Raw genomic sequence first — 13,869 nt, forward strand, 5'->3', positions numbered from 1 at the left:
GGGCCCCCCCGCCCCGGGGGGCCCCGGCCGCACTACGATCTCCGCAGCGCCGGGATCCGCCCGGCGCCGGAGCGACTGCGATGGACTATCACGAACGGCTGCCGCCAGAAGTGGCTGAACTCTTCCCCGACGGCGGCGCCGGTCGGACACTCTCAGTGACACTCCCGTCCGGATACGTGGTCTGGCCCGATCCGGGCTATCCGCAGCATCAGCCGGCCAAGCGGCCCGCCTTCTGGATCAGCGACGACCCGGCGCCGTGCGCGCTGTGGTCCCGGCTGCGTGCCGAGACCCACGCGTCGGGTCTGTGGCCGGTGATGCTGGAGGACACCACGCAGCCGTGGTCCACCGGCCAGATCGCCCCCGAGCCGGTCGACGAAATCGACAACTACGACGCGGCCGCCTTCATGGCCGAGGTCTGGGCCGAGTGGGAGGAGCCCGCCGCGGACATCACCCCCTTCGGCCGCTACTCCCCCGGCCTGGCCCCGCCGGGTGAGCGGAGAGAGGATCCCGACGCCCTCGCCGGGCGGTGCGTGGAGGTCCTCGACGGGCGGCCCCTGGGGCTCGTGCCCGTGACCCGCGGCGCCGACGCGCTGACCGCGATGGGATGGCAGGGCGCGCGTCACCACAATCCCTGGACCGCACCCCTGTCGGCGGTGGTGCGCAGCTGGGAGGACCGGTTCGGCGCGCGCCTCATCGGGGTCGGGTTCAACACGCTGGAGCTGAGCGTCGCCGCGCCGCCGACCACCTTCCGGCACGCGCTGCACGTCGCGGCCGAGCACTGGACGTTCTGCCCGGAGGTCATCCTGCAGGGGCCCGGGACCCTGGAAGGGCACGCCGAGGAGATCTGCGGCAGCTCCCTGTGGTCCTTCTGGTGGGAGTGACCCGACCCTCAGGTGAGTTCGGGCCGGATCACCCTCACCCGTCGGCGCCGTCGTCCTTCTTCGGCGCGCGGATGTAGGTGCCCTTCGCGGGAAGGGTGATGACCAGCCCGCGTTCCCGGAGGTCACGGACGGCGCGCCGGGCGGTGCCGAGCGCCACGCCGTACTCCACCGCGAGGTCGCGCTCCCCCGGCAGCCGGGTGGCGGGCCGCAGCTCGCCCTTCTCGATGCGCTTCGCGAGGTGGTCGGCGACCTGCTTGTAACGGTATTCCGGGTCAGATTCGTCGAAAACCGGCTTCTCGTCGCTCACGGAGATCACGCTAGAGCACCGTTGAGCTGCACGAACGCACAGGTAGCGGCCTACCGCTATACACCGCTCTATGTAGCTGCTACGTTACTCACCGAGAGGCCAGACGCTCTGGCGGCCGCTTTCATCGGTGGGTTGGCGGGCCGCCTCGAGCGTCCGGGGGGCGGTGGCGCGCGGGGACTGAACGGTGGCGCCACCGCCCCGGGGGGACGGAGGGCGAAGACTCATGGGCGATGACGACAGCGACCGGGCCCGGCGGATCCAGGCGGCACTGGACGACTTCCGCGCGACACTGGCGAGCGTCCCGGTCGTCGGCGTCGCGCACTGGTCCGAGCTCGAGCAGCTCACCGACCTGATCCGGCGCCATCCGCGAGCGGCCCGCCGGATCCTCGCGGATCTTCCCGAGGAGCGGTGACCCCAAGCGCCGCGGGGCGCCGACCCGCCCGGCGAACGACGCGGCACCGACAGACCGCCTTGCAGATGGTCTTGATCCGCTTTAGCGTTGATGAACTGCACTCGATATCCGAGGTGTTCTTCGTGACCGAGCACGCTGACCGCGAGCAGGAGTCAGAGCCCGAAATCACAAGCAACACCATCCGTGATGCCGCCCTGGGTGCCAGCGTCCAAGCGCGGTCCATTCAGGGGAACATCATTTTCAACGCCGCTCCCCCGGCATCGCATCCGACACCAGCACAATTACCGATATGTCCTTCGCATTTCACGAACCGTGAGCGAGAGATCGCCACGCTGAAACGCCTGGCGCGTGACGCCGCGGAAGGCGATCGGACGATGCTCGCCGTGATCACGGGTCAAGGGGGGATCGGTAAGACGACGCTCGGCCTGTGCTGGCTCCGGAGCGTCAGCTCCGGCTACCCCGACGGCCAGCTCTATATCGACCTCCAAGGATATTCCGGAATACCCCATTTGACACCGGAAGAAGGCCTGGCCAGTCTTCTTCGGTCGCTGGGCGTGGCCGCCGGCGATGTTCCGCTCGCGGCGGAGGAGCAGTCGGCGTTGTTCCGGTCCCTGACCACCGGACGGCGACTCATCATCGTGCTCGACAACGCCGTCTCCGCCGCACAGGTGCGGCCTTTGCTCCCCGGTAACGGCCCGAACATTGTGATCATCACGGCGCGGCGGCAGCTGTCGGGCCTGGCGATGCACGGAGCGACGTTCCTGGACCTCGGCCCGCTGGACCACACCGGTGCGCGGACCCTGCTCGACCGCATGCTCGGCAGCGACCGCACGGCGAGGGAGGCGGGGAAGGCCAGGGAGCTCGCGGAGCTGTGCGGGCGGCTGCCCCTCGCGCTGTGCACGTCCGCGGCGCGGCTGGCGACCCGGCGCCGGTGGCCCATCTCCCGCCTGGTCGACGAGCTCAACGACGAGAGACGCCGGCTGGCCGCCCTGCACGTCGACGACGACCTGTCCGTACGAGCGGTCTTCGACGCGTCGTACGCCGCGCTGCCCGACGAGGCGGCATGCGCGTACCGGCTGCTCGGCCTGCACCCCGGCCCCGACTTCGACCTCGCGGCCGCCGCCGCGGCGGCCGGGCTCGACACGGAGGCGGCCGCCCGTGTCCTGGACGTCCTCGTCGACGCCAACCTGCTCCAGGAAACCGACGACGACCGTTACCGGTTCCACGACCTGTTGCGCCTGCACGCGCGGTCCGCCGCCGACCGGGACGAGACCCCGGCCGCCCGCGACGCAGCGATCCGCCGGATCGTCGACCACTACCTGCGCGGGGCGGCCGTGGCGGACGTGAGCGTGATCCCCGGGCGCCGGCGGCTCAGGGACCACCACACGGACGCCCAGCACCTTCCCCTGGTGGGCAGGGAGGAGGCTCTCGCCTGGCTCGAGGCGGAGCGCCCCAACCTCGTCGCCGTGCAGCGGCTCGCGGCCGAGCACGGCCACGACCGTGAGACCTGGGAGTTCTGTGAGGCGCTGTGGCCGTTGTTCGTCTACCGCAAGCACTACCGCGACTGGCGCGCCACCCACGAGCTCGGCCTGGGCGCGGCGCGCGCCCGCGGGGATCAGCGCGCCGAGGCACGGATCCTCGAACAGCTCGGCTCCGCGCACCTGAACCTCAAGGAATTCGCGGCCGCGCTGGACCACGCGTCGCGGGCCGTGGCACTGGAACGGGCGGCCGATCACCCGGCCGGTGAGGCCACCGCCCTGGAGATTCGCGGGCTGGCCGAGCTGTCCCTCGGACGGCCGGACGACGCGATCGAGACCTTCACCAGGTCGCTGCGCCTCAACGAACGCCTCGGCGTCCGCCGGGGCGTGGCGATCATGACGCGCCGCCTCGGTGACGCGCTGCGCAGCGCCGGACGGCCCGAGGACAGCGTCCGGCACCTGGTCGAGGCCCGGGAGTTCTTCCACGCCGACGGGGACCGGTACAACGAGGTCAGGTCGCTGGGCGGTCTCGCCCGTTCCTACCTGGAGCTGCGGCGGGTCGATGAGGCCGAGCGGGCGCTGCGCACGGCGGTGGACCTCAGCGAGTCGATCGGCGCCACCCACGAGACCGCCAACGCCCACGTGGCCCTCGCGGACGTGGCGGTCCGGCGCGGCCGACCCCGGGACGAGCGGGCTCATCTCGAGTCGGCGCTGGCGATGTACGAGGCTCACGGCGCGCCCGACGCCGAAGAGGTCAGGACACGCCTCGCCCGGATCCGGCAGTCCGGCCCAGCCTGAGCGGGCAGCAGGGACGCCCGGGTCAGGGACCGCAGGGACCTCCCGGTGACCAGCCAGGTGTGCACGAACGACGCGAACGCCCCCGGCGGATGCCAGGAGGGGACGTCGATCATCCATCCGCCGCCCGGGACGGCCACCCGCTCACGCGGTCCCTCGACGACCGCGAGGAGCGCGCCGCTCGGACCCGTCCGGGCTCCCGGTCCGGACCGTACGATCACGTCGGCCACGGCCAGCCAGGCAGGGTCCTCCTCGTCCGCCTCCGCCCGCAGGTGCTCGTCGGTCACCCGGCCGGGCTCGTACGGGCAGGAGAGGGGAAGCGACGCCGACACCACCGAGATGACCGTCTCCCCGATCCGGACGGCCGGTCCCCGGGCCGCCGGGCCGTCGAGCGGGCGGGATCCGACGTGGAGTTCGTTGCGCACGAGCCGCACGGTCACCGGGCCACCTCCAGCGGCCGGGGCGGCGCGACGGGCTCGACGCGGGCCGCCGAGGGCGGTTCGGGCAACTGCAGCAGTTCGTACATCCGGCGGCGCAGGATCGCCGCCGCCTGCCCCGGGCGGGAGGTGAGCCGCGACCGCAGCGCGGCCGAGGCGCCCGGGGCGCAGGCGGCGATCTGCGGCTCCAGGGGCCGCCGCTGATCGAGCCGTGGCGCCGAGCGCCCCAGCAGCGCGACCGCGGAACCGGCCATCACGTCCTCGTCCGGGAACGCCGCGAGGAGGGTCGGGACCCCCAGAGCGGCCCCGTAGCCGGTCACCGAGCCGTGGTCGCCGATGAGACGGTCGGCGGCCACCAGGGCCGCCTGCCAGCCCTGTTCGGGAGGGAGGATCCGTACGCCCAGCCGCCGGCAGTCCTCGAACCACGCCGCCACCTGCCGGCGGCCGTGCCAGCACCAGATGTTCGGGTGGAACGCGACCACGATCCGGTACCGGTCCGAGGGCAGCTCCCGGGCCAGCCGGAGCGGCAGATCGTCGTGGCGACCCAGGAGGGACCGCGGTCCCCACGTGGAGGAGACGAACACCAGCGTCTGGTCGGGCCCGGCGCCCAGCGCCTGCCGGTAGGCCGCCCGCCGGCCGGCGCCGGCGAGCATCCGGTCGAAGGTCGGATCACCGGCGACGAAGGTGACGGGCAGCGCGTCCGGGCACACCTCGCCCACCTGCAGGACCTGGCTCTCGTGGGCGACCGCCAGGGCGGACGGGATGACCCTCCCCCCTGCCGCGATCGCGTCGGCCCGCAGGCCCGGGAGGGGACGACGTCCGGCCGGGCCCCGCCCCGCCCAGCGATGGACGAGGACGCCGGGCGGCGCGCCGTGCGGCAGCGTCAGGACCGGCGCGTGCAGGTCCTGGAGCCGGCCGTCGCCGGCCGCGATCGCGAGGTCGAACGACGTCCGGATCGCCTGGTGGTACGGGATGAGGAGACCGCCCAGGCCGCGCAGGTGGTCCCCCACGCCGACGCGCAGCACCGACGCGGGCGACTCGGTGTAGACGACCTGGATCCGCCGGTCGCCCTCCACCAGCGGAACGACGTCGGCGAGCCGCGTCGCCGCCGTGAGGTGGTGCACCACCACCAGGACGGTGCGCCTCCCGGCGAGCGTCGTCCCCTTCGCCGCGTCGAGCCCGTACGGCCCCGGTCTCCACTCATCACAGGTCATCGCCGACCTCCCGGCTCAGGTCCTCTGTGGACCGCTCGAGCCCACCCTGGGCCGGGAGGTTGGATCGGCCGCTTGCAGCCGACGGGATGACGTCCTTGCACGGCTGCTCAGGGCGGCTCAGAAGGCCACGCGGTTCAGGAGGCCATGCCGTCCAGGGCCGTGAGGCGCAGCGCGAGCGAGCGTGCCTCGGGAACGGCCAGCGCCTGGAAGAGATCGAGCGCCTGCCGCCAGCGGATCTTCGCCGCCTGGCTGCCGTGCAGGTGCAGCGTCACGGTGGCGACCCCGTCGTGGATCCGCGCCTCTTGGTAGAGATCGCCCATCTCGCGCGCCGTCGCCAAGGCCTCCCGATAGCAGTCGAGGGCGTCCTGATAGCGGCCGATGCCCCGATAGGCGTCGCCCATACCCCGGATCGCCCACGTGCGTTCGTACGAGTCGGCGATCTCCTCGGCGATGGCTCTGGCCTTCTTGTGATGGATCAGCGCCTCGTCGTAGCGGTCCATCATCTGGTAGGTGGTGCCGATGTTGTTCAGGACGTCGGCGATGTTCTTACGGTCCCCGGTCTCACGGAACACGACGAGCGCTTCGCGGTAGGCGTCGATGGCCGGCCGGTATCTCCCCTTGTACTGCAGGACGTTGGCGAGGTTGTTCTTCAGTATCGCGCTGTTCTGCCGGCCCGAGATCTGGCTGAAGATGGCCAGCGACTCCTGGTAGAGACTGGTCGCCTCCCGGTGGAACCCGCGCTGCTGCAGCGCTTCTCCCATGTTGTTCAGCGTCTTCGCCTCGCCGCGGCGGTCCCCGACCCGCCGGTAGAGGGCGAGCGCCTGGCGCAGGCAGTCCATCGCCTCTTCGCAGCGGCCCAGGTGCCAGCGGGCGATTCCGCAGTGCGCCAGGCTGTCCGCCTGGCCCCGGTCGTCGCCGATCCTCCGGTAGAGGGCGAGCGCCTCCTGCCCGTACGCCAGGGCCTCCCGGTTCCTTCCGGAGGACCAGTGGATGACACCGATGTGGTCGAGTGATTCGGCCTCGGCTTGGGGATCCCGAAGCTCGCGGTAGGCGTCGAGGGCGCGTTGGGCGTGCTCCAGCGCGTCCCGGAGACGCCCGGTACGGAGCCGGTCGAGGCTGAGTTCGGCCGACGCCTGGGCGAGGTGACGAGCGTCCCCGAGTTCCCGGGCGGCCCGGAGCGCGCGTTCGTGGATCGTCGCCGCCTGCCCCCACTGCCCGGCGGTGTCCAGGAACGCCGCCATCGCGTGCGCGAGACGGACGCCCTGGGTCTTCCATTCGTGGTCGATCGCGTAGTCGATCACACGGAGGCTGTTACGCCACTCCGCCTCCATCCACGCGTGCGCGTCTTCCCGGGTGTTCACGGCGGGAACGTCCTCCGCTGGGCGGGACGACGCCGTCACGGTTCTTCGACGATGCGGATGGAGCAGCCGATCGGCGCGCTGCGCGCTGCGCAGGTAGTAGTCCAGGAGCCGGCCCAGCGCCCTGCGCCGCTCTTGCGAGGAGTCTTCGCGTTCGGCCCGATCGCAGGCGTACCCCCGGATGAGGTCGTGGAAGGAGAGCCGCTCTGCCGGCCCCCTGGTCAAGAGGTGGGATTCGACGAGGCCGTCGATGACCGGCGCGATGTCCGATGGCGTCGTACCGCACAGGGCGGCTGCGGCATGCGTCGTGATGTCGATACAGGGGTCGATCCCCAGCCGGCGGAAGACCCGCCGTTGGTCCGGCGAGAGTCTCTGGTAGGACGATTCGAAGGCGGCCTGGACGGCGTCGCCGCCGACGCCGACATCGAGAACGGTCGATCCGGCCGTCTGGAGATCGTCGATGACCTCCGGCGGCCGTGATCCGGCCCCGCTCCCGATCTGGCTCGCGACCAGATGAATCGCCAGGGGCAGGTGGCCGCACAGGTTCACGATCCGGGTGGCGGTTTCTTCGTCGACACCGTCGCCGGTGTCGGCCAGGCGGTTGAACAGCACCAGGGATTCGTCCGGCGACAGGGTCTCCAGGCAGATCTGCCGCAGGCCGTCGAGGTTCTTGAGCCTGTTCCTGGCGGTGATGATGGTGAAACAGTCCCGCGCGGCGGGAATGAGAGGCCTGACCTGATCTCCGTCCGCGGCGTCATCGAGCACGATGATCGCCCGCCGCCCTGCCATCTCGGCCTGCCACATGGCGGCGCGCCGGGCCGGCGTCGGAGGAACGCTACCGGCCGGAACGCCGAGCATGGTGAGCAGTTCCGCCAGTGCGCCGGCGGGATCGAGACGGGGATGGTGGGGATCGTGGGCGCGCAACGGCAGCAGCAATTGGGCGTCGGGATGACGATCGGCGAGGATGTGCGCCGCGTGAACCGCGAGGGTGGTCTTGCCCACTCCGGGCATGCCTTCGATGACCACCGCCTGAATTCCCGTTCCGCGCTGATCCGTACCGGTGAGGGCTCGCAGTTCGCGGGTCCGGCCGGTGAAGTGGACCGTGCGCGGCGGTAACGTCTTGGGCTGCGGGCCATGGCCGGGGCTTCGGTGCCGTGGTGTGATGGCCAATTCGCCGTCGCGGGCGAGGATCTGGTGCTGCAGTCGCTGCAGCGGGGCGCCGGGGTCCGCGCCCTGAGTCTCCATCAGCCGCCGCTGGATCCGGCGATAGACGGCCAGCGCGTCGGCCTGGCGGTCGCTTCGGTAGAGGGCGAGCATCAGCTGGGCGGTGAACCGTTCGTCCAGGGGATACATGGCGACGAGACGATGCAGTTCGCCGATGATCTCAATGTGGCGGCCCAGGCCCAATTCGAGCTCGATGCGTTTCAGGCGGGCGCGGCGGTGTTCCTCCTCAAGGCTTCGGCGCAGGGCCGGTGTCCACTCGCCCGGCAGACCGGCCAGCGGCTCACCGCGCCAGAGCTCATCCGCCTGCAGGAGCAGGCCTACCGCCGCTGTCGCGTCGCCGCTGTCGGCGATCGCGTCGGCCTGGCGTCCCAGTCGGCGGAATCGGTGCAGGTCGACGGAGTCGGGATCGGTGGTGAGGGTGTAGGTCTGAGCGTTCGAGGTGATCTGCGCGTCACTGCCGGCGTCCCGGAGACGCCCGCGCGTCCGGGAGATGTAACTGGACAGATTGCCCCGCGCCTTGCCGGGAGGGTCATCCCCCCAGAGCCGGGCTGCGAGGACGTCGCAGGACATCGGCCGGCCGCATTGCATCAACAGGAGGGCGAGGACACATCGCTCCATCGGCGAACCGAGATCGTGCGAACGCCCATCGAGCAATAGTTCGATTGGACCGAACAGATGAAACGCGACGTCACCCGAATTTCGGTCCGTCTCCATCCGCCGTGGACCTCCGCTCACCGCAGACCGCTTGTCCTACAACTCGCGGAAAAGCCTGCGGCACGCTCACATGGGGCCAAATGTGCGACGGATCTGGCCAACACGTCAAGGTATCGGCTTTCTTGCCCACAGGCTCGGAATGCATACTCGTGGAGGATGTTTCACCCCAGCATTATTCATTCCTACCAGCGGGATGCAATAACTCCACCGCTCAAGGGTGCAAGCTACTTCCTTAGGAGTTGTCACCGCGCCACGGTTTGAGGCTGATCCGGCTGGCATCCAGGCCCACGCCGGTGACGGCCGCCCAGATCAGATCGCGTATCGCCTGGTAGACGCAGAGCAACGCCCAGGTCTCCTGATAAACCACTTCGGGCGACTTCGAACGCAGATCCGGCTCTCCCGCGCGCTTGTCCTTGATGGCGGAGATGGACTCGCGTATCCGCCATCTGCGGGCGTACAACTGGGCGAGCTCGATCGCCGGCGCCTTGTCCGGGTCGGTCAACGAGGTGATCAGCGTGAACGACTCCGGATCCTCCCCTTCCTCACCCTCCACGGTGTACTCGACGACCCGTACGCGTACGGGCGCCTCCGCCACTGTTGGACCGGTCCACATTTCGGCCAGGTAGGTGCCGTCATCGAGGACCTCCACGGGCGGCCCTGCGGGCGAGTCCGTCCGCCACACCAGCCACAGCCCGCGTTCGGTCAGCGAGTTCCACACCTCCGCCCCCGCGAAGCTCCGCCCCGCCAGGAGAAGCGTGTTCGCGTCCACCGAATCGGCGAGTTGGACGGCCCGCCTCTGCGCGGTCGACCGGTCGCCCTCCACCACCGCGTCGATGACGGCGCCGGTCGCGCATTCGGCGAGGGCGATCACTCGGACCTGGGGAGGCTTCCGCGGGTCCGGCCGGCAGAACGCCTGGTCGTTGGCGGTCGTGTCCGGGACGTCCACCGCCAGCCCGTCCACCGAGCAGACGCGCCGGTCCCGCCAGAACGCCCCCGGAGTCCTCTGGTCGCCGACCGGGCCCGCGACCTCGCCGAACAACGCCTCCATCACCCGCCAGCCCAGTCTGGCCCGCGCCTTGGCGATCGCCCCCGTGGTCGGGACCGCCTTGCCGCCCCAATCGGCGCGGATCCAGGCCAGGCCGTCGAGGAGCCTGCCCAGCACGGCGTCGTATCCGGCCCTCGCCCAGACCCACAGCGCCAGCGTGAAGTAGACGGTGAGCCCGGCGGGGAGCGCGCGGGTGCGCTGCTCACCCACGCCGGTCTCCTTCACGACGGCGTCGACCAGCGCCGGCGGGTACGTCTTGGCCAGCAGGCCCACCATCACCCTGTCCGGCAGTCGATCGTCGGCGGTCCGCTTCTCCCGGGTGAGGCCGGCCATCCCACGAATCTCCTTAAGTCAGGGGTATGAGGGCGATCTTCCGCGTAGCGTTCACTCCGTGACGTCAACCCCCACTACTCACACGAGACCCACCACGCCCATCAACAAGAAGACCCTGGTAGGCGCGGCTACAGGTGTGATCGCGGCCGTCGGCATCGCGGTCATCGCATCCAGCGCCGCATCCGAACAGGACCGGGAGCGGCAGGCGCATCCTAGGGCGAACCACGTACAGGCGGCCCCGGAAATCTGGATGCCGTCGGCATCCCCGAAGATCTGGATGCCTTAGTACCGTCCCCCGGACTTCCCCCTCTCGCTAGACGAAGCTCACAAAGCACCCCGTCTGGCCTAAAAGACGTAAAGGTTGCGCCTCAGGAAACCCCGCCTGGGGCTCAGCTCGAGAACCGCCGATTCCCGACCCCTGAGCCACCACCGCGGCAGGGGATGATCTCCGGGTCTCGGACGACCCGGTCGGCGCCTGCCCGACCTGCCCCTCACCTGCGTGAGAATTCGTGTATGACCGAATCTCGGGAGACGGCCCCGTACTCCGGCCGGACCGCGTGGGTGTGGAACCTGAAGACCCCGCTGCGAGAGTTCTTGCGGACCGAGACCGGCAGCGCGATGGTGCTGCTGGCCGCGACGATCGTCGCGCTGGTGTGGGCGAACGTCGACCCGTCGTCGTACGAACGCCTCTGGCACGCGGCGCTGTCCATCCGCGTCGGCGGCTCGGGGTTGTCGCTGGACCTGCGGACCTGGGTGAACAGCGGCCTGATGACGTTCTTCTTCTTCGTCGTCGGGCTGGAGGCGCGCCGGGAGTTCGACATGGGCGAGTTGCGCGACCGCCGGCGTCTGGTGCTGCCGCTGGTCGCGGGCGTCGGTGGCATGATCGTCCCGATCGCCATCTACCTGGCGGCGAACGGCGGCGGCCCGGCGGCGCACGGCTGGGGCGTCGCAATGTCGACCGACACGGCGTTCGCGCTGGGGATGCTCAGCCTGGCCGCCGCCAAGCTCCCCGCACGGATGCACGCCTTCCTGCTCACGGTGACGGTCGTCGACGACTTCGTCGCCCTGGCGGTCATCGGCGTGTTCTACAGCGAGGCCGTCACGTTGTCCGCGCTCCTGGCGGCGCTCGTCATCTTCGCCGCGATCCTCCTCGTCCGCGCGACGGGCGTGCGGTACGGAATCATCTACCTGCTGCTGGGGGCGGCGGGATGGGTCGCGATGCTCAAGTCCGGGGTCGAGCCCGTGGTCGTGGGCCTGGCGATGGGGTTGATCACGTACGCGTCGCCGGCCGCCCGCACGGACCTGGAGCGCGCCAGCGACCTGTTCCGGGAGTTCCGCGAGCAGCCGACGGCCGAGCTGGCGCGGACCGCGAGCAGCGGGCTGGCCTCGGCCATCTCTCCGAACGAGCGCCTGCAACTGCTGTTCCACCCCTGGACGAGTTATCTGATCGTTCCGCTGTTCGCCCTGGCCAACGCGGGCATCACGATCAGCGGCGGCCTGCTGTCCCGTGCGTTCACCTCCCCGATCACCCTCGGCATCCTCATCGCGTACGTGGTCGGCAAGCCACTGGGGATCACCGCGTCGACGTGGCTGCTCACCCGGCTGAGCCGGGGCAGCGTCCGGCCGCCCGTCGGCTGGGCCGCCGTGCTCGGCGGCGGGACGATCGCGGGGATCGGCTTCACCGTGTCGCTGCTGATCGCGACGCTCGCCTTCAGCGGCCCGCAGCTGGAGGAGGCGAAGCTCGGAATCCTCGCGTCCGCGCTGGTCGCGTCGGCCCTGACCTGGGTGCTGTTCCGCCTGACCGCCATGCTCCCCACACAGCTCCGGCTGCGGGCGCTGATGGGCACGGCCGAGGGCATCGTCGACCTCGCGGTGCCGGTCGACCCGGACCGCGACCACATCCGCGGCCCCGAGCGGGACGCGCTGGTGACGCTGGTCGAGTACGGCGACTTCGAGTGCCCGTACTGCGGCCAGGCCGAGCCGGTCGTCCGCGAGCTGCTGGCGGGGTACGGCGACGTACGGTACGTCTGGCGGCATCTCCCGCTGCAGGACGTGCATCCGAACGCGCAGTTCGCCGCCGAGGCGAGTGAGGCCGCGGCCGCGCAGGGGGCGTTCTGGGAGATGCACGACACGCTGATGGACCACCAGGGCGACCTGCGGCTCGGTGACCTCATCCGGTACGCCGAGGAGCTCGGGCTGGACGTGGCGCGCTTCCGCCGGGACCTGCGCGAGCAGACCGGCGCCTCCCGGGTCGCCGAGGACGTCCAGTCGGCCGACCTCAGCGGCGTCTCCGGCACGCCGACGTTCTTCATCAACGGCCGCCGGCACCACGGCGCGTACGACATCGAGACGCTCACGGCGGCGGTGCGGGCGGCGAAGGCCCGCGCGCTGATCAGCGCCTGATCCGTACTGAACGGGCCGGATGCGCCGGAGACGTACGAGGATGCGCGCGGATGCTCGTTTTCGAACACCAGTTCGAATAGAATGAGGACATGAGACGGCGTGTGTACGACGAACCGGTCCAGGTAGAGGTCCTCGCCGATCGCCCCGCCCGCTTCACCTGGGACGGTTGCGGCTACGAAGTGATCACCTTCGTCAAGATGCTCGGGCTCCAGCGGCCCCGCGATGACGTCGACACCCAGCTGTGGCAGGTCCGGGCCCGCGCGGCCGGGAGCCAGACCCCGGCGACGTACGAGCTGCGCCGCGACCACGGCACGTGGCAGCTGGCCGCGGTCTGGGAGGCCGCAGGCCGGCCCTGAAACGTGACCGGGCGGCCGGAGCACCGCTCCGGCCGCCCGGTCACGCCATGGGAGCGCCCGCGCGGGACGCCGCGGTCCTGCCAGAAGGTGCTCGTGTGGGCGTCGCGGTCCCGTCAGAGGGTGCTCGCGCGGGCGTCGCGGTCCCGCCGTCCGCGTACGCTTGGGTTCCTACCGGAAGCGGGGGGTGACGCGGTGGATCCGGCGGCCGTCGGCGGCGACCCGCCCGCCACCAAGCGCCTGCCCCGGGCCCAGCGGCGCGACCAGTTGCTCGCCGCGGCGGAGCGGGTCATCGCGCGGGACGGCCCCCAGGTCTCCATGGACGCCGTCGCCGCCGAGGCCGGTGTTTCCAAACCGATCGTCTACCGTCACTTCGGCGACAAGAACGGCCTGGCCCGCGCGGTCGGCGAGCGGTTCGCCGTCGCGTTGCTGGCCGACTGGCACGCGGCGCTGGCCGCCCACGCCGATCCGCGCGAACGCACCCACGCCGCCATCGACGTCATCCTGCGGCGGATCGACGAGGCCCCGCAGACGTACCGGTTCCTGACGCGGGGCAGCGCGGAGGGCGCCCCGGCCCTCGGCGACGCGCTCGACGCCTTCCTGCGCATGATCGGGGACGACCTGGCGGACTTCATGGCGTCGGTGAACGAGGACAAGAGCCCCGAGCGGCAGGCACTGCTGCTGACCTGGGGGCATGCCATGGTCGGGCTGGTGCGCAGCAGCGCGGATCTGTGGCTCGACCGGCGCCACGTCGGCCGGGAGGAGCTCGTCGCCCAGCTGACGGACCTTCTCTGGAGCGGGTTCGGGGACGCCGACTGGATGACGGGCCGGCCGCCCGGCACGCGCGGTGACGATGCCGGAACCGCTTGACACACCGGTGCGGAGGGACCCTATGTTACGTGAAGTAACTTATTG

At 70.9% G+C, this 13,869-nt stretch carries 11 protein-coding genes; 6 read left to right on the forward strand and 5 right to left on the reverse strand.

Features of this window, described 5'->3' with window-relative positions; genetic code table 11:
• Positions 1-155 precede the first annotated feature (155 nt).
• Positions 156-881 carry a DUF4253 domain-containing protein gene (locus NE234_RS39150; RefSeq protein ID WP_252786077.1) on the forward strand — a complete coding sequence of 242 codons (726 nt, stop codon included), beginning with the start codon at positions 156-158 and terminating at the stop codon, positions 879-881.
• Positions 882-915: 34 nt separating this feature from the next.
• Here NE234_RS39150 and NE234_RS39155 read toward each other — a convergent pair whose 3' ends face one another.
• Positions 916-1,188: a GntR family transcriptional regulator gene (locus NE234_RS39155; protein WP_252786078.1), complete on the reverse strand. Its 273-nt coding sequence runs from the start codon at positions 1,186-1,188 to the stop codon at positions 916-918.
• A gap of 223 nt (positions 1,189-1,411) precedes the next feature.
• Here NE234_RS39155 and NE234_RS39160 point away from each other — a divergent pair, with 223 nt between their 5' ends.
• Together NE234_RS39160 and NE234_RS45665 are read left to right on the forward strand one after the other, a co-directional pair.
• Positions 1,412-1,600 carry a hypothetical protein gene (locus tag NE234_RS39160; RefSeq protein ID WP_252786080.1) on the forward strand — a complete coding sequence of 63 codons (189 nt, stop codon included), beginning with the start codon at positions 1,412-1,414 and terminating at the stop codon, positions 1,598-1,600.
• A gap of 383 nt (positions 1,601-1,983) precedes the next feature.
• Positions 1,984-3,876 (forward strand): tetratricopeptide repeat protein, encoded by a 1,893-nt coding sequence (locus NE234_RS45665; RefSeq protein WP_252786082.1) that lies wholly within the window; start codon positions 1,984-1,986, stop codon positions 3,874-3,876.
• On the opposite strand, the gene NE234_RS39170 is transcribed toward NE234_RS45665, so the two are convergent.
• The 4 genes from NE234_RS39170 to NE234_RS39195 form a co-directional block, all read right to left on the reverse strand.
• Complete coding sequence (locus NE234_RS39170) at positions 3,807-4,313, reverse strand: hypothetical protein (RefSeq protein ID WP_252786083.1); 507 nt, start codon at positions 4,311-4,313, stop codon at positions 3,807-3,809. The two genes, NE234_RS45665 and NE234_RS39170, sit on opposite strands and share 70 nt — an antisense overlap.
• The gene (locus NE234_RS39175) at positions 4,310-5,524 is read right to left on the reverse strand and encodes a hypothetical protein (protein WP_252786084.1); all 1,215 of its coding nucleotides are present in this window, start codon (positions 5,522-5,524) and stop codon (positions 4,310-4,312) included. Before NE234_RS39175 ends, NE234_RS39170 begins: the two co-directional genes overlap by 4 nt.
• Positions 5,525-5,658: 134 nt before the next feature.
• Positions 5,659-8,676, reverse strand: a complete 3,018-nt coding sequence (locus NE234_RS39190; protein WP_305886743.1) for an AfsR/SARP family transcriptional regulator — start codon at positions 8,674-8,676, stop codon at positions 5,659-5,661.
• 376 nt (positions 8,677-9,052) lie between these two features.
• Entirely contained in the window at positions 9,053-10,198 is a 1,146-nt protein-coding gene (locus NE234_RS39195) for an IS4 family transposase (RefSeq protein WP_252786086.1), read from the reverse strand.
• 513 nt (positions 10,199-10,711) lie between these two features.
• Here NE234_RS39195 and nhaA point away from each other — a divergent pair.
• From nhaA to NE234_RS39210, 3 genes are all read left to right on the forward strand, one after another.
• Positions 10,712-12,601 (forward strand): Na+/H+ antiporter NhaA, encoded by a 1,890-nt coding sequence (nhaA, locus tag NE234_RS39200; RefSeq protein WP_252786088.1) that lies wholly within the window; start codon positions 10,712-10,714, stop codon positions 12,599-12,601.
• An 89-nt stretch (positions 12,602-12,690) separates the two neighbouring features.
• Positions 12,691-12,957, forward strand: coding sequence for a hypothetical protein (locus NE234_RS39205; RefSeq protein ID WP_252786089.1), 267 nt, complete (start codon positions 12,691-12,693; stop codon positions 12,955-12,957).
• 192 nt (positions 12,958-13,149) lie between these two features.
• Positions 13,150-13,824 carry a TetR family transcriptional regulator gene (locus NE234_RS39210; protein ID WP_252786090.1) on the forward strand — a complete coding sequence of 225 codons (675 nt, stop codon included), beginning with the start codon at positions 13,150-13,152 and terminating at the stop codon, positions 13,822-13,824.
• The last annotated feature ends 45 nt before the right edge of the window (positions 13,825-13,869 follow it).

It is taken from the genome of Actinoallomurus rhizosphaericola (assembly GCF_024055675.1).
Taxonomy (GTDB): Bacteria; Actinomycetota; Actinomycetes; order Streptosporangiales; family Streptosporangiaceae; genus Actinoallomurus; species Actinoallomurus soli.